Below are 20,866 nucleotides of genomic sequence, written 5' to 3'. Positions count from 1 at the left end.
TACTGCTTGATAGATTGTGAAATTTAGCCTGCATGCAACTGGAAAAATACACTATCAACACTTCTTGACAAAGAGCCTTTTTTTAATACAATGAGTATGGGCCATGTGAGTCCTCCTGTTGTTTTGTGTGGTAACTAAATTATAGGGGTTCACTGGCCTTTTTGCATTTAAAAACAAAAATGGTGCCAGTGAATCAAAATGATTCACCAACACCAAATATTATAGAGCCCAAAAAACTGGAAGAAAAACATGAAGATGTCTTTCTTCCAGTCGGATCTCATATGTAGTTCCTTAGATGGCAGTGGTTGCACCGCGGTAAATAATTCCGCGACGAGCATCTACTGTGATAAGTTCTCCATCTTTAATCAAGGTTGTTGCATTTTCTGTGCCTACTACTACTGGAGTTCCTTGCGCAATTCCAACAACAGCTGCATGACTAGTCAAACCGCCAGTTTCTACGACTACTGCATTCGCTTTTTCAATTGCTGGCATGTAGTCTTTATCTGTATTCTTTACTACTAAAATACAATCTTCAGTTGCTTTACGATTTGCTTCTTCAGCAGTGTGTGCTACAACTGCTTTACCAATTACTGCACGGTCGCCAATTCCTTGGCCTGTTGTTAATTTTGTACCGATTAGTTGAATCTTCATTAAGTTTGTTGTTCCGCGTTCACCAACTGGAACACCTGCTGTAATGATGATTAGGTCGCCTTCTTTAGCGAAGCCTTTTTCTTGTGCAACAACTGTTGCAAGATCCATCATTTCGTCTGTTGAAGATGGTTTCTCAGTCACATATGGATACACACCATACGAAAGCGCCAATCCACGAGCTTGACGTTCAGTGAACGTTACTGCTACGATATGTGCTTTTGGACGATATTTAGAAATCATACGTGCTGTATGTCCAGACTCTGTTGCAGCAACAATTGTTTGGATATCCAAGTTGCGTGCAGTATGTCCTACTGATTGACCAATTGCTTCAGCCATATCTGTGTTAGAGTAAGCTTTTAGTGCAAATGCATCTTGTCCTTGACGAGCTTCTTCCGTACGTTTTGCAATTGTAGCCATAGTGCGAACTGCTTCAATTGGGTAATCCCCAGCAGCTGTTTCACCTGACAACATTACTGCATCACTACCGTCGAAGATAGCATTTGCTACGTCTCCAGCTTCAGCACGGGTTGGGCGTGGATTACGTTGCATAGAATCCAACATTTGTGTTGCTGTAATAACTGGTTTACCTAGACGATTACATTTTTGAATCAACATTTTTTGAGCGATTGGAACCTCTTCAGTTGGGATTTCTACCCCAAGGTCTCCACGAGCAACCATCAAGCCTTGAGAAACTTGTAGGATTTCGTCAATGTTATCTAGGCCTTCTTGGTTTTCGATTTTCGGAATAATTTGGATATGAGTTGCGTTTTGTTTTTCTAAAATTTCAGCAATTTCTAGTACGTCAGATGCACGACGAACAAAACTTGCCGCGATGAAGTCTACATCATTTTCGATACCGAATAGGATATCATCTGCATCTTTTTGGGTAATTCCAGGAAGGTTTGTGGAAACGCCTGGTACGTTAACCCCTTTTTTGTTCTTCAAAATTCCGGAGTTTTTAACAAGAGTAATAATTTCTCCATTTTCTTTGTCTAGATCTGTTACTTCTAAATCTACTAGACCATCGTCTAACAAGATATGAGATCCAACTGTTACATCATTAATTAATCCAGCATAGCTGATTGAGAATTTTTCTTTGGTTCCTTCTACTTCAGTCATAGAAATACGAACAGTTTCCCCGGTTAATAGAGAAACAACGCCGTCTTTCATGTTATGAGTACGGATTTCAGGTCCTTTTGTATCTAAAAGAATAGCGACCATTTTCCCAGTAATTTTTGAAGCTTCACGAATATTTTTGATACGTGCTAAATGCTCTTCGTGATCTCCGTGAGAAAAGTTTAACCGAGCAACGTTCATCCCTGCTTCGATTAATTGGACAAGTGTCTCCACCGATTCACTTGCTGGTCCGATTGTACAAACAATCTTTGTTTTTTTCATGCATAAAAACTCCTCTTCCGATTATTCTCAAAGAAATTTTAGAAAGAAATTTCTTTATTGATTTGGTATAAGGAAAGGTAAGGTACATGGCGCTTCATTTTTAATGTCTCAATAATGTCATTGAAAACTAACTCGGTACCAACCATACCGATACAAATACCGCCTTTTCCTTCCTCTAATAATTGTACCGCATTATATCCAAATATACTACCTAAAACTCGATCTCTTGCAGTAGGAGATCCACCTCTTTGTACATGCCCTAGAACTGTTACACGAGTATGGTAATTGCGATATTGCTCTAATTGCTCTGCGAACTCGTTTCCACGCATTACGCCTTCTGCCAACATGATGATGGTGTGTTTTTTTCCACGTTTCCGTCCTTCTTCAATTTCTCGAACGACTTCTTCCATAGAAAAGTTCATTTCTGGAATAATGATACTCTCCGCACCACTACCAATCCCTGTCCATAGGGCAATGTCTCCTGCATTTCTTCCCATCACTTCAATGATGAACGTACGGACATGGCTGGTTGCAGTGTCTCTAATTTTGTCAACAGAATCTAAAACAGTATTAATCGCTGTATCAAAGCCTAGGGTATACTCCGTACCAGGGATATCATTATCAATAGTTCCAGGGATTCCAATTGTAGGGAAGCCGAGTTTGGTCAAAGCAGCACCACCGCGGTATGTACCGTCTCCCCCAATTACGATTAAGCCATCGATACCGAATTTTTTCAGCTGCTCAATCCCTTTTTGTTGTCCTTCAATATTTTGAAACTCTGGATAACGTGCAGAGTAAAGAATGGTTCCGCCACGACTGATTGTATCGCCGACATCATCAATTGTTAAACGATGAATATCTCCTGCTACCATCCCTGCATAACCATAATTAATACCGTATACTTCTAACCCGTCGTAAATTCCTTTACGAACAATTGCTCGAATAGCTGCGTTCATTCCTGGTGCATCTCCACCACTTGTTAAAACTGCGATTCGTTTCAAATTATTCACCTCATTAAAATTGTGAAATACCATCGAAAAAAGATTGTTGCTGACTATTACTCAAACTTCATTCTTCCCTATCTTACCATTAAACCTAGAGAAAGTCTTTGGCAGTTGACGAGAAAATCAACATTTTGTTATCGGTAACACGCTTACTGCAGCACGACATTCTCTGAGCCAAACAGAGTAGTCAGTTTCTCCATAACAGAAGCGGTTGGTTCGAAATGATACTTTTGGTCAAGTAGGATTTTACGATTCGAAACGGTATCGACGACAATAACAGGATGTTGCCCAGGAGAATCCAACAAGATTGATTTGAGCTTTTCAAACGAATGTTCTTGCTGATTGCTCGCTTCAAAACGAATGTAACATTTCTTCTTGTGCTCTTCCCTTTTCTTCACATACTCTGTCAAAGGAAGTAGTTTTTGGACGATAAATGTTTTTTCCGCATTTTTGCGTTTGTCTTCCATTCTCCCCGTTAAAACAAGGAGGGAGCCTTCCTTCAAATAGCGCATATGTTGAAAGTAAGTTTCCGGGAATAACGTGGCGCTCAGCATTCCTGTAGCGTCCGTTACTTGAATAAAGGCCATTGGGTCCCCTTTTTTGGTTTGAATTCTTTTTATTTCCTTCACAAACCCCATTGTCTGAATCGTACCTTTTGCAGCCAGTTCGGCAATATAGAGCATGTCTCCTGTTTGGTACAGATAGGAATATTCTTCCAGCGGATGCCCCACGAGAGAATAGCCTAAATACTGCTCCTCCATCTCTACTAACTTCGTTAGCGGGAATTCCTCTTGCTGGATATATTTGGGTTCCAGGACATGGAACAAATCAATGTTATTGCCGCTGTATTCAATGCTGGATAAAATACCTGGCAGCGAATGCGTCAAGGTCGCTCGATTGTAGCCAAAGGAGTCGAAGAATCCACTCATAATTAAAGGTTGAATGACCTCTTCTTTTAGCCATTTCGGCGAAATCCGGCGCAGAAACTGAACCAAGTCTTGATACTCTCCATGTTCTTTTCGTTCCGTCAGGATTTCTTTTACAAAATCCCTTCTTAACCCTTTTATACTTCCAAAACCAAATTGGATTTTCCCTTCCTTCATAGAGAAACGCCAGCCACTTGTGTTGATATGAGGATAAGCAAGCGGAATATGATGCTTTTTAAGTTCAAGCATGTATTCTTGCATTTTATCAGAGTGCGTATTCACTGAATTTAAGAGAGCAGCAAAGAATACAGCAGGATAATGAACCTTCATATAGGCCATTTGATACGCGATAAAAGAATAGGCTACTGAATGAGATCGGTTGAAACCGTAGTTGGCAAACCGTTCGATATAACGATACACCTCTTCAGCCTTTTCTCTTGTATATCCCTTTTGAAAGGCACCTTCAACGAAGCGCTCTTTCTCGCGGTCGAGTGCATCTTTTTGCTTTTTACCAATCGCACGACGCAACAAATCTGCTTCCCCTAATGAAAAGCCAGCCAGCGCAGAAGCCACTTGCATGACCTGCTCTTGGTAAACCATGATTCCATAGGTCACATCCAGAATAGAATGCAAGTCCTCATGCGGGTAAACAATCGGTTCCAGCCCTTTTTTACGTTTGATAAAGGTATCAATTTGTTCCATTGGACCTGGACGATACAAAGCGTTGACCGCCACCAAGTCTTCAAAAGAAGTTGGTTCTAGCTTTCGCAGAACATTTTTAATTCCAGCAGATTCAAACTGGAAAATTCCATTCGTGTCTCCCCGACGAAAAAGTGCTAGTGTTTCGTCGTCATCTAATGGAATGGAAAAGATATCAAGCGCCTGAGCTCCCTCTTGCTTCGTAAGCTGAACGGCGTTATTCAAAATGGTTAAGTTCTTCAAGCCTAAAAAATCCATTTTTAGGAGGCCGATTTCTTCCACGTCACCCATTTGATATTGCGTTAGGAACAACTCTCCTTCTCTTTGTTGGAGAGGGATGGTTTCTACCAGCGGACGGTCACTAATGACAATCCCAGCAGCATGTGTAGAGAGGTGTCTTGGAACGCCTTCTATTTTTACAGCAGTCTCAAATAGCAAACGATTCCGTTTGGATTCTCCAACCAGCTTTTGCAATTCTTTAGAGCTTCGATAGGCATCCCGTAATTGGATTCCTAGCTGAGCCGGCACAGCATTCGACCATTTCCCAGCTTCTGCCGGGGTAAGCCCAAAAACGCGTCCCGTGTCTCGTAGGGACATTTTTGCAGCCAACGTTCCTACTGTCATAATTTGCGCTACATGATCGTGTCCGTATTTATCCCTTACATACCGCAAGACCTCATCTCTGCGGTCATCCGGGAAATCTAAATCGATATCCGGCATGTTGTAGCGTTCCCGGTTTAAGAACCGTTCGAACAATAGATTGTAGGCAATCGGATCGACATGGGTAATCCGAAGAGCATAGGCAACCAACGAACCAGCTGCCGATCCTCTTCCAGCTCCTGGGAAAATTCCTTTCTTACGGGCAAAGTCCATCACATCCCAAACGATCAAGAAGTAATCATTAAATCCCATTTCATTAATGACCGCTAATTCATAAGTGATCCGTTCTTGGTATTCTTTTCCCGCCTCCGGAACTCGTTCATTCAAGCCCGCTAAACATTGCTCCAATAAGTAATCCTTGGCTGCTTGTTGATTCGGCACGGGATACCTAGGCAGTAAGGATTGACGAAGGGGAATTTCAAAATCAATCATCTGGGCAATTCGTACCGTCTCAGCTGCTTCTTTCTCTAAACCCATCTGCGTGAAGCGAGCGCTGATTTCTTCCATGTCAGGCAAATAATGTTCTCCCGTGCGTGCCTCATCTTCTGCATCAATCTGTTCACCATTTCCAATTGCCTGCAAAACTTGACAGCTAAAGCGGTCCTCCGCATGCAAGTATCTAACGTCATGCATCGCAGTCAGGGATATATTTTGATCGTTACCCAGACGTTTCAGCGGTTCGATTAACGATTGCATATTTCGGTGAATCTGGACCCCCAAATAAAAATGTTGGGGAGAAAATATTTCTTTCCAGTGTGCAGCAACTTGCAGTGCTTTTTCTTCCTCATGATTCCGCAATAACCGCTCTATTTCACCTTTTTCACCCGGAGTAATAGCAATTACTTGTTCCATTCCCTGACGTAATGCTTCTTGAATGGCTTCTTCATCCCCAGTAGATGAAATTGTTGAAAGCTGCATCAACTTCTGATAGCCGGTTAAATTTTTAGCTACTAGCACAAGCGGGAATTTTTCTTGTTTATGGATGATTCCTTGAAATTCCAATTGCAGGCCAATAATGGGTTTCATTCCTGCTTTTTTACAAAGCTTGAAAAACTCGACCTGACCAAACAGAACATTTTCATCGGTCAGAGCGAGTGCTTGATATCCTTTTTCCTTAGCTAAGGCAACTAAATCAGCCAGCTTTGTGTTACTTTTTAGTAGTGAGTAACTGCTTCTTACTTGTAGTTGGACAAAAGACATTCTTTCTCCCCCTTTCTCAAATTCATTATAAATGTAACCTCTTCCTTTTCAGTTCAAACTTGTATTTTCCTACATAAGTGGTAAAATGTGAATGCGAAAAGAGGTGCAAAAATGAAATATATCGTCAATCTCGTTTGGGGATTTATTTTGGGACATGTTGCTTTTTATATTGGCAGTGCCTTAGAAGGAAATTCATACGATTTTATAGGTGCCAGCATTTTAGGCATTTTTATATCGGTAATCGTATTTTTGATTGCTTCCCTATTTCCTGATTCAAAAGTCAAGCATTCATAATTCTTAAAGATAGAAAAGAGGCTGGGGTTATCTCCCAGCTTCTTTTTTTATTTAACAAACATGGCGTCCCCAAAACTAAAGAAGCGGTAACGTTCTTTTACTGCATGGTTATATGCGGCCAATACGTTCTCTCGGCCAGCAAAAGCACTAACCAGCATGACCAATGTTGATTTAGGCAGATGGAAGTTGGTAATAAATGCTTCTACCACTTTGAATTGATAACCTGGAGCGATAAAAATATCGGTCCAACCACTATCTGCTTGAATCGCACCATCAAATTTTGTGCCGATGGTTTCAAGGGTACGGATAGAAGTCGTTCCTACCGCAATAATTTTCCCACCCTTTTCACGAACCTCGTTTAGTTCTTTTGCAGCTTGAGGGGACAGTTGATAAAACTCGGCATGCATCTCGTGTTGATCCAAATCTTCTACGGAAACGGGACGGAAGGTTCCTAGCCCTACATGAAGCGTTAGGTAAACAATCTTCACTCCTCTTGCTTCTAGCTCAGCAAGCAATTCATTCGTAAAGTGTAACCCTGCAGTTGGTGCAGCCGCAGAACCATTTTCTTTTGCATACACGGTTTGATACCGGTCTGGGTCATCCAGTTTTTCCTTGATGTAAGGAGGAAGCGGCATTTCTCCCAAGCTTTCTAAAATTTCTAAGAAGATTCCGTCGTATTGAAACTCGATGATTCGGCCACCATGCTCTAACTCTTCTTTTACGACTGCCTTTAACGCACCGTCACCAAAGACAATTTCTGTTCCTACTTTTGCGCGTCGTGCGTGCTTGATTAAGGTTTCCCAATGGTCTCCTTCGATGTTTTTCAACAACAACACCTCTAGATGTCCGCCTGTGTCAGGCTTCACTCCATGCAAGCGAGCGGGTAAGACACGCGTGTTATTCAATACCAATGCATCACCGGGGTTGAATTCTTCTAAAATATCGGTGAAATGCTTATCTGCAGTTTTCCCCGACTCAGAATCCAAAACGAGCAAGCGGGAGGAAGAACGATCTTCCAATGGCGTTTGGGCAATTAATTCTTCTGGTAAATAAAAATCAAAATCACTTGTTTTCAAAATTATTCCTCTATTCTGTTTATATCCATTATTGATTCTTCGTTGCATAGCCGAGATGGCCATATGCCACATCGGTCACAACCCTGCCTCGTTGCGTCCGCTGCAAGAAGCCAATTTGCAATAAGTATGGTTCATACATGTCCTCGATTGTATCACGGTCTTCCCCAATGCTGGCCGCAATGGCACCTATTCCCACTGGACCACCATGATAAAAATCAATCATCGTACTTAAAATTCTTCGGTCAATAGCATCGAGCCCTTTTTCATCAACCCGTAATAGCGTAAGCGCCTGATCAGCCACGTCTTCCGTAATGATTCCATCTGCATATACTTGCGAAAAGTCGCGCACACGTCGTAATAAACGATTCGCAATCCGCGGAGTCCCCCTCGAACGTCGTGCAATTTCCACAGCCCCAGACGACTCAATCGTTGTATTCAGAACGCCTGATGAACGAATTACAATGTTTTTCAAATCTTCTTCTTTATAGTAATCCATCCGTAAAACAATTCCAAACCGAGTCCGCAAAGGCGAAGATAAACTTCCCGCTTTGGTAGTTGCCCCAATTAAGGTAAAAGGCGGCAAGGTAAAATGGACCGGACGAGCCGTTGTGTCTTGTCCAACTATAATATCCACAAAAAAATCTTCCATCGCTGAGTAGAGTATTTCTTCGACGATTCTAGGCAGACGGTGGATTTCATCAATAAACAGCACATCACCGGGTTGCAGCTCGTTGAGTAAAACCATTAAGTCTCCCGGCTTCTCAATCGCAGGCCCGCTCGTTGTGTGGATTCCTACACCCATTTCATTAGCAATGACCTGGGCGAGTGTTGTCTTTCCTAATCCAGGTGGTCCGTATAGTAACACGTGATCCAGCGCTTCTTTTCGATACGTTGCTGCCTGAATATAAATGTTTAGTTCTTGAATGACCTTATCTTGACCGATGTACTGACTCAACCTTTGCGGACGTAAGGATTCTTCCAGGACTTCTTCTTGCAGGCTGTCTGTTCCAGCAGAGACCATTCGTTCCTCTTCCGTCATGGTGCCTCCCCCTTCCTTGTTTAATTTTTAAGCAATAGCTTGAAGGCTTGACGCAACACTTCTTCTGTACTTTGGAAGGAGTCGTCTTGTTCTAATTGCGGCATGATACGCGCTATATCTTTTACTGTATAACCGAGGCCTTTCAGCGCTTCTTCAGCTTCCGCAAAGAATGGAGACTTGGAATCGAAGCTGGTTTGTGTTGGAATCACCGGCACTTCAACCCCATCGATTAAATCGGTCAGCTTTCCTTTTAAGTCTAATATAATTTGTGAGGCAGTTTTTTTACCCACACCTGGGAACTTGGTCAAATACCGCACATCTTCGGCCTCGATTGCTTGGATCAATCCATGGAAATCTCCATTTGCCAGAATGGTTAAGCCGCTCTTTGGTCCAATCCCTGATACACTAATCAGTTTCAAGTATAGTTGCTTCTCATATTCATCCAAGAAGCCATATAACGTCATCGCATCTTCTCGGATTGCTTGATAAATATAGACTTTCACTTCTTCATTCAAGGAAGTAGAAAAACGATACGGATTGGCTACATAGATTTGATATCCGATGCCTTGTACATCTACGACAATATACAGCGGATGAATGGCCACCAATTCCCCTCTCATATATTCATACATTCGTTTTTCTCCTCTCAGAATCTTTTGTTTTTCCTGTACTCTATCTTACCATATTAGTAGCCAAAGAAAAAAGAGACGAAGCCGTCTCTTTCGTTACTTCTTATTCAAATAGGGAGCGATAATCGCCATATCCTTCTTTTTCTAAGTCTTCGTAAGGAACAAAACGCATAGCTGCAGAGTTGATGCAGTAACGTAAGCCGCCCATTTCTTCAGGTCCATCAGGGAAAACATGGCCTAAGTGAGAATCTGCTTGTTCACTTCTTACTTCAATTCTTTCACGAGCAAGTTTGTTGTCTTTTATCTCAGTCAATTTTGCAATCGGCTTAGAGAATGAAGGCCATCCACATCCTGCATCGTATTTATCAGCAGAGCTGAATAGTGGTTCACCACTCACGACATCTACATAAATACCTTTTTCATAAAAATCATCGTATTCACCTGAAAAAGGGCGTTCAGTTGCTTCATTTTGAGTTACTTCAAACTGTAACGGAGTTAACGTTTTTTTCAATTCTTCTTTCGGTGCTTTCACTTTTATTCCATCCTTCTCTAGTAAATTTTTTAAAATAGATTGTTGAGAATATTTCCTAAGGCGCCTCCGAGTCCACTGTCCTTCTGATCAGATGAACCAAACTGCTTAAATAGCTCGGTCAGCTGAAATTGAGAGGCAGCTGTTTGCTCTGCTTCTTGGCGTAACGTTTCCGTTTGCCGAGCCATTCCGTCGGCATCAAGGTTCTGTTGCTCTTTTCGATCGGCTAGCGTTTGTAATACAAGGGGAGCAAGAGAAGCCATCACTTTTCTTACTTGTGCTTGGTCGACTCCTGTTTGTTCTGCAACTTGACTTACGACTGCTTTTTTATTTGGAAAGATATGATTCAGAATCTTATCGCCATCATTCTCATCAGAACGAGCAATCAAATCTTCGATTGAACCTGCCGAAGTTACTTTTCCTTTGTGTTGCTCAAGGGCTTGGTTAAATGACTCTTTGCCATCCTTAGAGTCCATATTCTTACTAATCCCTCTTAAAATTAAGGGAATTGCTAATGAGGCTAATTTTAGCACGGTACCGGATTGGACACCAGTCTTTTTTTCTAAGGCTTGATTCCTTGAGTCTTCCCTGCTTCCACCGATTAAATCCATTATATTTCCTAAGTTCACCATCATGCATTCCTCCTCTTCCTACTTATTCTATCGAAAAAGGCAGAAAAGTAATAATGGTTTGCTCAATGAGGGTCTTGGATTCGTTTGAATAGTTTTTCCATATCTTGATTGGATAAATGAACGAGTACCGGACGCCCGTGCGGACAATTATATGGATTTTTCGTTTGGGACAGTTCCGCAAGCAAGGCTCTTGCTTCATGGTCTTGAAGAGCATGATTGGCCTTGATGGACCGTTTGCAGCTCATCATGATTGCAGTTGCTTCCCGTAATTTCTTAATGGAGATTTTGTCTTCTTCCAATAACATAGCTAAAACATCCCGGACAATGGCTTCCTCTTGACCTGCTTTGAACCAGGTCGGATGCTTATCCAACAAAAAGGTGTTGCTGCCAAATGGTTCTAAGAATATGCCGATTTCTGCCAACTTATCTTGATTTTCAATAACCCGCATGTATTCATCACCCGGCAGGTCAATTGTAATCGGAATTAACAATCCTTGTAAATCAGAGGAGACCCTCGCAATTTCTTCACGATAATATTCATACTTGATCCGCTCTTGAGCAGCATGTTGGTCAATCATATATAACCCTTTTTCATTCTGGGCAAACAAATACGTACCATGCATTTGACCAAAATAATACAATTCAGGGAATGACTGTTCTTGAATAGGCTCTTTCTCTACCCGTTCCGCTGTTTTTAAGCTGGATTCTCGGTGAGCCGGCGGTTGATCGATCCTTTCTTCTGCTTCTCTAACAGGTTCGGTTTCCGTAACAGGTAGAAATTCCTCTTCTATCAAAGAGGAGTTGCGCCTTGGCAATTCCCACTTGATTGGGGTTGGTTCAAACTCTACTTGAATTTGTTCCGTTTTTTCTATTGGTGCTTCCGCTGGTTTCCGCTTAAAGGTAAGATTTTCTACCCCGCTTGGAATAGAAACCACTTTTTTTAAGGCTCCCTGAATGGCTTCCATGATGAGCCCAGACAGTTCATTTTCTTTACTGATTCGTATTTCTTTTTTCGAAGGATGCACATTTACATCCAAGAGTAACGGATCAGTATCGATATTCACTACTGCAATAGGGAAACGACCTACCATGAGTCTTGAACCATATCCATCTACAATGGCTTTTTGGAGAGCAAAGTTACGGATATAACGCCCGTTCATAATGACTGTCAAGTAATTCCGGCTGGCACGCGTCACCTCTGGCATGCTGACTTGCCCAGAAATACGAAAATCAAGATTCTCTGCTTCAATGTTCAGCATTTTTCTGGCTACTTGTGTTCCGTAAACTCCTGCTACTGCTTGCTTGAGGTCGCCGTTTCCTGTGGTCCGCAGTAATGTGTTCCCATCGTGAATCAAGCGGAAGGCAATCTCTGGATGACTTAAGGCAATGCGGTTCATGATGTCAGTTATATTTGCCAGTTCTGTCTGTAACGTCCGAACATATTTCAACCGAGCCGGTGTGTTATAGAATAAGCTTTCCACCGTAATGGTTGTGCCTTTCCTTGCTCCGTGGGCTTGATGCTTTTTAAGCGTACCCCCTTCGATTTGAATGATGGACCCGGGCAGTCCTTCAACTGCCGTTTCCATAACTACTTTCGAAACAGAAGCGATACTTGGCAAAGCCTCTCCTCTGAATCCCAATGAATGAATCCGGAATAAGTCTTCTTGCGTATAAATTTTACTGGTAGCATGGCGCTCAAAAGCGAGTGATACTTCGTCTGGATGAATACCATTACCGTTGTCGCTCACTTTTATTTTTCTTAAGCCTGCTTCTTCAACGAGTATGTCAATTTGGGTGCTCTTGGCATCAATGGCATTCTCAACCAATTCTTTTACGACAGAAGCGGGACGTTCAATTACTTCTCCAGCTGCGATTTGATTCGTTAAGTGTTCAGAAAGTTCGCGGATATTTGCCATGATGGTTCACCTTCATTTCTTCTTGTTCAGCATTTGTTTCCACGCATGTACTTGCGTGAATATATCCATTGGTGTACGGTTTTCAAGCGGGATTTCTTTGACTTCATTCAGGACTTGCTTCCCGTTCAAATCAAAATCTTCATCCCCAAATAAAGAGATTTGCTCGGTATCTTCTGCAACTTGATGGATGACTTCTTTTTTAGCACCCGTTTCGAGTCGGTGGAGGATTTCCTTTGCCTGTTGAATCAATGAGTCCGGCATTCCAGCTAATTTTGCTACATGCAGTCCATAACTCTTATCTGCAGGACCTTTCATGATTTTATGTAAGAAAACTAACTCCCCGTCTTGTTCAATCGCTCCTACATGTACGTTACTCAACCCTGAAAGCTCCTCTTCTAAAACCGTCAGTTCATGATAGTGAGTAGAAAAGAGGGTTTTTCCTTTATTCGCTTGGTGCAAGTGACGAAGGATTGCTTCAGCTAACGCCATTCCATCATACGTGGCAGTCCCACGGCCAATTTCATCAAAAAGAATCAAGCTTCTCTCCGTAGCGAATTGGAGTGCCTGATTGGTTTCCACCATCTCGACCATGAAGGTACTCTGGCCAGAGAACAAGTCATCTGCTGCACCAATCCGAGTAAAGATTTGATCAAAGATCGGTAATGAAGCTCGTTCAGCAGGAATGAAGCAACCCATCTGTGCCATAATAGCAATGAGTGCCAGCTGACGCATGTAGGTACTCTTTCCTGACATATTCGGTCCTGTGATGAGTAAGATGTCATTGTCTTCTTCCATTTCGATGTGGTTGGCAATAAATTGATCCTTGCCCAAGACTTCTTCCACAACGGGATGTCGTCCCTCTTCAATGTGAATGGAACGAGAATCAGCAGAAACAGTCGGTCTGACGTAGTGTTTTTCCTCGCTTATTTGAGCAAAGCTCTGAAGAACATCAACTTCTGCGATTACTCTAGCAAGTCGCTGCAATTCTTCACTGTACGCTTTAATTTGGTCACGGACCTGGATGAATAAATCATATTCTAACGTAGCAGACTTTTCTTCTGCCTCTAAAATAATCCGTTCTTTTTCTTTTAATTCAGGCGTAATGAATCGTTCCGCATTCGCAAGCGTTTGTTTGCGGTCATAGCGACCTTCTGGGAGCAAAGCAGCATTGGCTTTAGATACTTCAATGTAGTACCCGAACACCCGGTTATAACCAATTTTAAGGGTTTTAATTCCCGTGTTCTCACGCTCTGCTTGTTGGAGAGCCGCAATCCACTGCTTCCCGTGACGCATGGCATCGCGGTACTCATCCAACTTCTCATGATACCCATCTTTAATGATGTTTCCTTCGGTAATTTGGAGCGGCGGGTCTTCTACGATGGACCGTTCAATCAGTTCAATTAACTCTGGCACTTCGTTCATGTCTCGTAACATACGATTCCAAATACCATCTTCTGTTGCCTCAATGGCTTGCTTTAGCAAAGGAATTTGAGACAGGGACGTTTTCAGTTGAATCATATCGCGTCCATTTACATTTCCGAAAGAAACTTTGGCAACGAGGCGTTCTAAGTCATAAACAGAAGAGAGAGAGTCATTTAAGTCCATTCGTTCAAAATAATGGTTCAATAAAGAAGACACCTTATCCTGCCGTGCCTTGATAGCAGCTTCATTAATCAGCGGTTTTTCTAACCATTGTTTTAATTTTCTTCCGCCCATCGCTGTTTTCGTACGATCCAGCAACCAGAGCAGGCTGCCAGCCTTTTGCTGATTCCGAATGGAAGCAGTCAATTCTAAGTTTCTACGCGCATAGGTATCCATTTTCAAGTATTGATCCGGTTCATAACGAACTGCCGGCTGAATATGGGACAAACTTCTCTTCTGGGTAACGGACAGATAACTTACTAATAAATCTAGAACTGCTTTACTTTCTTCGTCCACAATGGTTGTTTTCAAATGAGTGAAGTCCTCCTCCGTTTTTTGAGGATCATGTTCTGAGAGGAGGACACCCGTCCGTTTTTGGATATAAGAGGCGATGTCTGATTCTACTTTATAAACAATCATTTCTTTTGAAGAAAGAGACTGAATCTCCGTAATGACCGCATCGACATTATCCAAAACCGTTACACGTAATTCCCCGGTTCCAATATCTACGTATGAAAATGGGAACTGGGTGCCTTGTTGCTGTACGGCAACGAGATAATTGTTACTTTTGCTCTCATTCCCAGAATCGGCCATATACGTTCCAGGCGTGAGGACTTGAACGACATCACGTTTTACCATGCCTTTTGTTGCTTTAGGGTCTTCCATTTGCTCACAAATAGCAACTTTATACCCCATTGAAATCAAGGTACGAATGTATTCCTTAGCAGAATGATACGGTACCCCGCACATCGGGATGGGATCGTCGGCATTTTTATTCCGACTCGTTAAGGTAATTTCTAATAACTTTGCTGCTTTAATTGCATCATCATGGAATAATTCATAAAAATCTCCCAGGCGATAAAATAAAAAAGCGTCTGGGTATTGGTCTTTAATGGAAAAATACTGCTCCATCATGGGAGTTTGTTTTGTTTTTTGTGGCATGCTTACACCTCAGTACTGTACTAGCGTATTTGATCGACCGCTCCTTGAATGCTAGAAAAGAGGTGCTGGACTACTTCATCCGCCTCTACTAACGTATCTTTATAATACTGAACCGTAATATTTTCATCTAATTGGCGGTTCATTTCCGCTAGCTCTTCCAAAGTGGCTCGATACGCTTCTGGTTTCTCATAATATTCAAAATTGACAAGTTCTTGTTGCTTTAGTTTGATGGCTTCAATCGCTTCTTGCAGCCACCGATTTGATTCTACATGTTTTTCTGCTTTTTGATATTGTTTGATTTCTTCCTTTTGAACAAGCAAGGTGATTAATTCAGTTAGTGCTTGATCAATGGCTGGTTCAATTGTTAGGGGTTGTATTTCCATCAACTCAACTCCTTAGTGGACGATCCTCATTCACAAGAATGTTTTCAATAGAAAGAGCTTTCCCAGTTGCATCATCAATCTCAATATAACAACCACTTAATATCTTTCTACCTTCGTTTGGAATTTCATGACGAACAGGCAGTTGCGTCAGAAACTTTTCTAAAATAATACTCTTCGAGACACCTAGAATGCTGTCATAAGCACCTGTCATTCCCGCATCTGTTAAATAAGCGGTACCGCCTGGCAGAATACGAGCATCGTTCGTTTGAACATGCGTATGTGTCCCCACTACCGCAGAAACCCGACCGTCTAGATACCATCCCATCGCTTGCTTTTCGCTCGTTACTTCAGCATGGAAATCGACAAAAATACATTTTGCTTCTTTCGATAACTCATCCAAGATGTAGTCCATCGTACGGAATGGATCATCCAAATCATTCAAAAAGACTCTTCCTTGAACATTAACCACTGCGATTTTTGCTTGGTTTATGTTGATCATTTTCCAGCCAATTCCTGGCGTCCCTGCTGGAAAATTGGCAGGACGTAATAGTTTTACCTTCTCACCATCGATAAAATTAAAAATATCGCGGTTATCCCACGTATGATTCCCCATTGTCACTACGTCTACTCCTGCTTGCATGAACTCTTTATAAATTTTCTCAGTAATTCCTCTACCTGCAGCGGCATTTTCCCCATTAACAATCGTAAATTGAGGTCGGTACTTCCTTTTTAATTCAGGCAAGGTTTCGATTAACATGTCACGCCCAATTGATCCTACTACATCTCCAACAAACAATACTTTCATTTCACTTGATCCCCATCTCTCACTTCTTCATTTCTTTATCTTAACAATAATTTAGTTTTTTGCATAGGTTACAGATTTCTATTCAAACGCAATTTCAACAAAAAAAGAGGCCCGACATGATGTCGGAGCACTCCTGTTATGGATCAAAAAGAGAACTCTTTTTGATCCATTTTATTTTGCATATTCAATTGCTCTCGTTTCGCGTATAACCGTAACCTTGATATGTCCCGGATAGTCTAGTTCATCTTCGATTTTCGTCTTGATTTCACGTGCCATTAAAATAGCCGTAGAATCGTCAACTGCTTCTGGTTTCACCATTACCCTGATTTCTCGTCCTGCTTGAATAGCGAAGCTTGCTGCTACGCCGTCAAAGTCATTCGCGATACTTTCCAATCTTTCCAGTCTGCGAATATAGTTTTCTAGGGATTCGCTACGTGCTCCTGGTCTTGCAGCGGACAAAGCATCTGCTGCTGCTACTAATACAGAAATAATGCTGGTTGCTTCTACGTCCCCATGATGGGAGGCGATTGCATTCACAACTACGCTATTTTCTTTGTATCGTTGAGCAATCTCTGCTCCGATTTCAACGTGAGAGCCTTCGATTTCATGATCGAGTGCCTTACCGATATCATGGAGCAGCCCAGCTCGTTTCGCTAGGTTGATGTCTTCGCCTAATTCTCCAGCCATAACGCCTGAAAGTTTCGCAACTTCAATACTGTGATTCAACACATTTTGACCATAACTTGTCCGGAAATACATCCGGCCGAGAATTTTAATTAAATCTGGATGAATCGAGTGAATACCTACTTCAAAAGTAGCTTGTTCCCCGATTTCGCGAATTCGTTCATCCATTTCCTTGCGGGCTTTATCGACTGCCTCTTCAATTCTTGCTGGATGAATACGCCCATCTTGAATTAATTTTTCTAATGCAATTTTAGCCACTTCGCGGCGAATTGGGTCAAATCCACTTAATACGACTGCCTCTGGTGTATCATCGATAATTAAATCGATACCGGTCAGTGTTTCAAGCGTCCGGATATTTCGTCCTTCTCGCCCAATAATTCTACCCTTCATGTCATCATTCGGTAAAGTAATAACTGAAACAGTTGCTTCTGAAACCATGTCCGCTGAACTTCTTTGAATCGCTTGTAAGATAATATTCTTCGCTTTTCTTTCCGCTTCGTCTGAAGCTTTCTGTTCTGCTTCTTTTACCATTAAAGCACGTTCATGGATTAACTCTTCTTCTGTTTCTTTCAGGATAATTGCTTTTGCATCTTCTCGTGTCAACGTTGCAATGCGTTCCAGTTCTTGTTGTTGCTCCTCAATCAATTCCTCAATACGTTTTTCTCTTGCATCGATTTTTTGAGTGCGTTTAACTAAGCTGTCCTCTTTTTGCTCAATGACCTTTTCACGTTTGGAGAAATTGTTATCTTTTCGATCCAAATTTTCTTCTTTTTGGATGAGTCGATTTTCTTGTCTGAGTATCTCATTCCTTCTTTCGCGAATTTCTTCCTCGATTTGGGAACGATATTGATGGCTCTCTTCCTTCGCTTCTAACAGCGCCTCTTTTTTCAGGGTTTCTGCTTCTTTGTGAGCGTCTTCCAATATAGCGGCGGCTGAATTTCTTGCTCCTGCCAGTTCATTTTCATGATTCGATTTCCGATAGTAATATCCGATAACGACACCAACAATTAAGGCTATGATAGCGAAGGCAACGGTTACCAATTCCATCGTTTCACCTCCGTATCTATTTAGTTTGTCGTTAAAATGTTAAACAATGTATGAAAAATATGTGTAGAAATGGGTCTTACACATACTTTTATTCTAAACTTTGTTGACATCTCTGTCAATCAAATTATAGCGGTAACAATAACCTTATCTAAATAACTAAAAACCCTCCAACAATCAACGGAGCTGATTATTGGAGGGTTTTATTCCTTATTCTTCTTCAAATAAAGGTGTTTCTTCTGTCAGATCAGTTGCATCTTCTAAAACTTCAACAAACGGCTCACCGATTCCGTACACAGCACGTAGTTTGGTTTCGATTTCTGCTCTAGTTTCTGGATGGTCAAGCAGGTATTGTTTTGCATTTTCTCTACCTTGCCCAATACGGTCTTCTTTATAAGAGTACCAAGAACCACTCTTATTGATGATATCTTCTTCTGATGCTAAATCGACAATCTCACCAACAATTGAAATTCCTTCTCCATACATAATATCTACTTCAGCCACTTTGAATGGAGGAGCAACTTTGTTTTTAACTACTTTTACTTTTGCACGGTTCCCAATTACATCGGTACCACTCTTAATTTGTTCGGAACGACGTACTTCTAAACGGATTGTTGAATAGAACTTCAGTGCACGCCCACCAGGAGTTGTTTCCGGGTTACCAAACATAATCCCAATTTTTTCCCGAATTTGGTTAATAAAGATTGCTGTTGTTTTCGTTTTATTAATGGAACCAGATAGTTTACGCAATGCTTGGGACATCAAACGAGCTTGTAACCCCATGTGGGAGTCACCCATCTCGCCTTCAATCTCCGCTCTAGGAACCAATGCTGCAACCGAGTCAATCACGACAATGTCGATTGCTCCAGAAGAAATTAGAGCATCGGCAATTTCTAATGCCTGTTCTCCTGTATCTGGTTGAGAAAGTAGTAGCTCGTCAACGTCAACACCGATAGCACGAGCGTATTTAGGATCCAACGCATGTTCAGCATCAATAAAGGCTGCCACCCCGCCTTTTTTCTGTGCTTCTGCAATTGCGTGCAAGGCAACTGTTGTTTTACCGGAAGATTCTGGTCCGTAGACTTCAATAATTCTTCCACGTGGATATCCACCTACGCCTAGAGCAATATCAATTGCCAAAGAACCACTTGGAACAGTAGAAATTTCAGTTTCTACCTTTTCACCCATCTTCATGACGGAACCTTTTCCGTAAGCACGTTCTATTTTCTTCAACGCTTCATCTAGCGCTTTTTGTCTGTTATCATTTGTATTTGCCATTATTTTTAGCCTCCATAAAGGTTCTATAAGCTTTCTTTTCCGCATAACTATCTTACCGCTTTTACAGGAAAAAAGCAAGGAAAAAGTGAACAAACGTTCGCGTTTATTTTCCTTCTAACAATCGTCTTAGTAAATCTAATCCTTGTTGTACACTACGTTCGCGGTTGCCTTCACGGTCATGCATGAAGCGATATTTCCTTGCAAATGACTCCTTGCCAACTTGGCTAATCCCGATCCAAACTGTTCCAGGAGGATTCCCTTCTAAGGAGTCCGGGCCTGCCGCACCGGTAAAGGAAATGGCAAGATCTGTACGGAACATTTCTAGACATTTCTCAGCCATAGAGATTGCACACGCTTCGCTTACCATACCATCCTTTTCTAAAATCTCTTCTGGGACCCCTAGCACATCGCGCTTGATTCCCTCTTCGTAGGAAACAATCCCACCTGGAAAGACCTGTCCGCATTGAGGGACACTTACTAAGGTTGATTGAAACAGCCCTCCTGTCAAACTTTCAGCAGCGCTAATTTTCAATCCTTTCTCCACTAAGATCGTTTCGACTACATTCGCTAGACTGTTGTCTTCTCCTTCCCCGTAACAATAATCACCTACTACAGCAAGGATTTCTTCTTTCATTTTTTCCATTCGCTCTTTACAACTTGCATCATCTGGACCACTCGCCGTAATTCGCAGAGAAACTTCATAGCTACCCGCGTATGCTGCTACAGTTGGATTGGTTTGATTCTCGATGATGGATGCTAATTGATCCACCAAGGTTGATTCTCCAATCCCATAGAAGCGTAAGGTATTCGATAAGATAAATTGCTCTTTGTTTTCGTTGAGGCTCCGCAAGAACGGCACAATCTCTTCATCCAACATTTTTATCATTTCTTTTGGAGGGCCTGGCACAAGTAGGTACGCCTTTTCATTTTTTTGAAGATAGGTTCCAATCGCATGCCCCACACTATTTTTGAAGAAACGGCCATTTTGGAAGTATACGGCCTGCTTCTGGTTGTTAGAAGACATTTCTCTTCCTTGTTGCTCAAAGTAATAACGAATATTTTCTAAGGAAGCAGCATCTAAAATCAAAGGTTCTTCTAGGTGTTTCGCTACCGTTTCCTTGGTCAGGTCATCGGGTGTAGGCCCTAATCCACCGATAAAGATTAATAGATCGCTCCTTTCTTCGGCAATCTTAATGGTTTGGATCAGTTTTTCTTCGTTATCTCCCACAACTGTTTGATAGTACGTATTGATTCCTAGTTGAGCAAGTTTTTTGGCAATATAAGCCGCATTCGTATTAACGATTTGACCTAGCAACAACTCTGTCCCAACTGAGATAATCTCTGCAATCATTCAAGCCACTCCTATCTATAAGGTTCGTAAAAAAAGTTTATTTCCATTAAAAAAAGAGAAAAACAGTTGAAATTGGTCCACTGCA

The 20,866-nt window shown here is 41.7% G+C and carries 16 protein-coding genes; 1 reads left to right on the top strand and 15 read right to left on the bottom strand.

The window, feature by feature from the left end; translation table 11 throughout:
- Window positions 1-291: 291 nt before the first annotated feature.
- From pyk to dnaE, 3 genes are all read right to left on the bottom strand, one after another.
- A complete protein-coding gene (gene pyk / locus PVE40_RS07060; RefSeq protein ID WP_274731181.1) occupies window positions 292-2,049 on the bottom strand; it encodes a pyruvate kinase in 1,758 nt (585 codons plus the stop codon).
- Window positions 2,050-2,087: 38 nt separating this feature from the next.
- Window positions 2,088-3,050, bottom strand: a complete 963-nt coding sequence (gene pfkA, locus PVE40_RS07055) for a 6-phosphofructokinase (protein ID WP_274731180.1) — start codon at window positions 3,048-3,050, stop codon at window positions 2,088-2,090.
- Window positions 3,051-3,202: 152 nt separating this feature from the next.
- The gene (gene dnaE / locus PVE40_RS07050) at window positions 3,203-6,538 is read right to left on the bottom strand and encodes a DNA polymerase III subunit alpha (protein WP_274731179.1); all 3,336 of its coding nucleotides are present in this window, start codon (window positions 6,536-6,538) and stop codon (window positions 3,203-3,205) included.
- A gap of 111 nt (window positions 6,539-6,649) precedes the next feature.
- Here dnaE and PVE40_RS07045 point away from each other — a divergent pair, with 111 nt between their 5' ends.
- Entirely contained in the window at window positions 6,650-6,832 is a 183-nt protein-coding gene (locus PVE40_RS07045; protein WP_274731178.1) for a YjzD family protein, read from the top strand.
- 47 nt (window positions 6,833-6,879) lie between these two features.
- On the opposite strand, the gene queA is transcribed toward PVE40_RS07045, so the two are convergent.
- The 12 genes from queA to PVE40_RS06985 all read right to left on the bottom strand — a co-directional run bounded on the left by queA (window position 6,880) and on the right by PVE40_RS06985 (window position 20,781).
- Complete coding sequence (gene queA / locus PVE40_RS07040) at window positions 6,880-7,911, bottom strand: tRNA preQ1(34) S-adenosylmethionine ribosyltransferase-isomerase QueA (protein ID WP_274731183.1); 1,032 nt, start codon at window positions 7,909-7,911, stop codon at window positions 6,880-6,882.
- Between the two features lie 25 nt (window positions 7,912-7,936).
- Window positions 7,937-8,947 (bottom strand): Holliday junction branch migration DNA helicase RuvB, encoded by a 1,011-nt coding sequence (gene ruvB / locus PVE40_RS07035; protein ID WP_274731177.1) that lies wholly within the window; start codon window positions 8,945-8,947, stop codon window positions 7,937-7,939.
- A 20-nt stretch (window positions 8,948-8,967) separates the two neighbouring features.
- Window positions 8,968-9,579: a Holliday junction branch migration protein RuvA gene (gene ruvA, locus PVE40_RS07030; protein WP_274731176.1), complete on the bottom strand. Its 612-nt coding sequence runs from the start codon at window positions 9,577-9,579 to the stop codon at window positions 8,968-8,970.
- 100 nt (window positions 9,580-9,679) lie between these two features.
- Complete coding sequence (gene msrB, locus PVE40_RS07025) at window positions 9,680-10,114, bottom strand: peptide-methionine (R)-S-oxide reductase MsrB (protein WP_274731182.1); 435 nt, start codon at window positions 10,112-10,114, stop codon at window positions 9,680-9,682.
- Between the two features lie 23 nt (window positions 10,115-10,137).
- Entirely contained in the window at window positions 10,138-10,737 is a 600-nt protein-coding gene (locus PVE40_RS07020) for a DUF937 domain-containing protein (RefSeq protein WP_274731175.1), read from the bottom strand.
- A 62-nt stretch (window positions 10,738-10,799) separates the two neighbouring features.
- A complete protein-coding gene (gene mutL, locus PVE40_RS07015) occupies window positions 10,800-12,653 on the bottom strand; it encodes a DNA mismatch repair endonuclease MutL (protein WP_274731174.1) in 1,854 nt (617 codons plus the stop codon).
- 12 nt (window positions 12,654-12,665) lie between these two features.
- Window positions 12,666-15,236, bottom strand: coding sequence for a DNA mismatch repair protein MutS (mutS, locus tag PVE40_RS07010; protein WP_274731173.1), 2,571 nt, complete (start codon window positions 15,234-15,236; stop codon window positions 12,666-12,668).
- Between the two features lie 20 nt (window positions 15,237-15,256).
- Window positions 15,257-15,619 carry a YlbF family regulator gene (locus PVE40_RS07005; protein WP_274731172.1) on the bottom strand — a complete coding sequence of 121 codons (363 nt, stop codon included), beginning with the start codon at window positions 15,617-15,619 and terminating at the stop codon, window positions 15,257-15,259.
- A 4-nt stretch (window positions 15,620-15,623) separates the two neighbouring features.
- Window positions 15,624-16,424 carry a TIGR00282 family metallophosphoesterase gene (locus PVE40_RS07000; RefSeq protein ID WP_274731171.1) on the bottom strand — a complete coding sequence of 267 codons (801 nt, stop codon included), beginning with the start codon at window positions 16,422-16,424 and terminating at the stop codon, window positions 15,624-15,626.
- A 171-nt stretch (window positions 16,425-16,595) separates the two neighbouring features.
- The gene (gene rny, locus PVE40_RS06995) at window positions 16,596-18,155 is read right to left on the bottom strand and encodes a ribonuclease Y (protein ID WP_274731170.1); all 1,560 of its coding nucleotides are present in this window, start codon (window positions 18,153-18,155) and stop codon (window positions 16,596-16,598) included.
- Window positions 18,156-18,362: 207 nt separating this feature from the next.
- A complete protein-coding gene (gene recA / locus PVE40_RS06990) occupies window positions 18,363-19,430 on the bottom strand; it encodes a recombinase RecA (protein ID WP_274731169.1) in 1,068 nt (355 codons plus the stop codon).
- A gap of 103 nt (window positions 19,431-19,533) precedes the next feature.
- A complete protein-coding gene (locus PVE40_RS06985) occupies window positions 19,534-20,781 on the bottom strand; it encodes a competence/damage-inducible protein A (RefSeq protein WP_274731168.1) in 1,248 nt (415 codons plus the stop codon).
- Between the last annotated feature and the right edge of the window lie 85 nt (window positions 20,782-20,866).

The organism is Jeotgalibaca caeni (assembly GCF_028863945.1).
GTDB lineage: Bacteria > Bacillota > Bacilli > Lactobacillales > Aerococcaceae > Jeotgalibaca > Jeotgalibaca caeni.
This window is presented reverse-complemented; position numbering and strand designations above follow the sequence as displayed.

What these genes read in the sequence shown, in the direction of transcription:
- PVE40_RS07020 (WP_274731175.1), bottom strand. Translation starts at nt 10,737, where the DNA reads ATGGTGAACTTAGGAAATATAATGGATTTAATCGGTGGAAGCAGGGAA.
- PVE40_RS07045 (WP_274731178.1), top strand. Translation starts at nt 6,650, where the DNA reads ATGAAATATATCGTCAATCTCGTTTGGGGATTTATTTTGGGACATGTT.
- rny (WP_274731170.1), bottom strand. Translation starts at nt 18,155, where the DNA reads ATGGAATTGGTAACCGTTGCCTTCGCTATCATAGCCTTAATTGTTGGT.
- PVE40_RS07005 (WP_274731172.1), bottom strand. Translation starts at nt 15,619, where the DNA reads ATGGAAATACAACCCCTAACAATTGAACCAGCCATTGATCAAGCACTA.
- pyk (WP_274731181.1), bottom strand. Translation starts at nt 2,049, where the DNA reads ATGAAAAAAACAAAGATTGTTTGTACAATCGGACCAGCAAGTGAATCG.
- PVE40_RS06985 (WP_274731168.1), bottom strand. Translation starts at nt 20,781, where the DNA reads ATGATTGCAGAGATTATCTCAGTTGGGACAGAGTTGTTGCTAGGTCAA.
- recA (WP_274731169.1), bottom strand. Translation starts at nt 19,430, where the DNA reads ATGGCAAATACAAATGATAACAGACAAAAAGCGCTAGATGAAGCGTTG.
- ruvA (WP_274731176.1), bottom strand. Translation starts at nt 9,579, where the DNA reads ATGTATGAATATATGAGAGGGGAATTGGTGGCCATTCATCCGCTGTAT.
- dnaE (WP_274731179.1), bottom strand. Translation starts at nt 6,538, where the DNA reads ATGTCTTTTGTCCAACTACAAGTAAGAAGCAGTTACTCACTACTAAAA.
- PVE40_RS07000 (WP_274731171.1), bottom strand. Translation starts at nt 16,424, where the DNA reads ATGAAAGTATTGTTTGTTGGAGATGTAGTAGGATCAATTGGGCGTGAC.
- mutS (WP_274731173.1), bottom strand. Translation starts at nt 15,236, where the DNA reads ATGCCACAAAAAACAAAACAAACTCCCATGATGGAGCAGTATTTTTCC.
- ruvB (WP_274731177.1), bottom strand. Translation starts at nt 8,947, where the DNA reads ATGACGGAAGAGGAACGAATGGTCTCTGCTGGAACAGACAGCCTGCAA.
- mutL (WP_274731174.1), bottom strand. Translation starts at nt 12,653, where the DNA reads ATGGCAAATATCCGCGAACTTTCTGAACACTTAACGAATCAAATCGCA.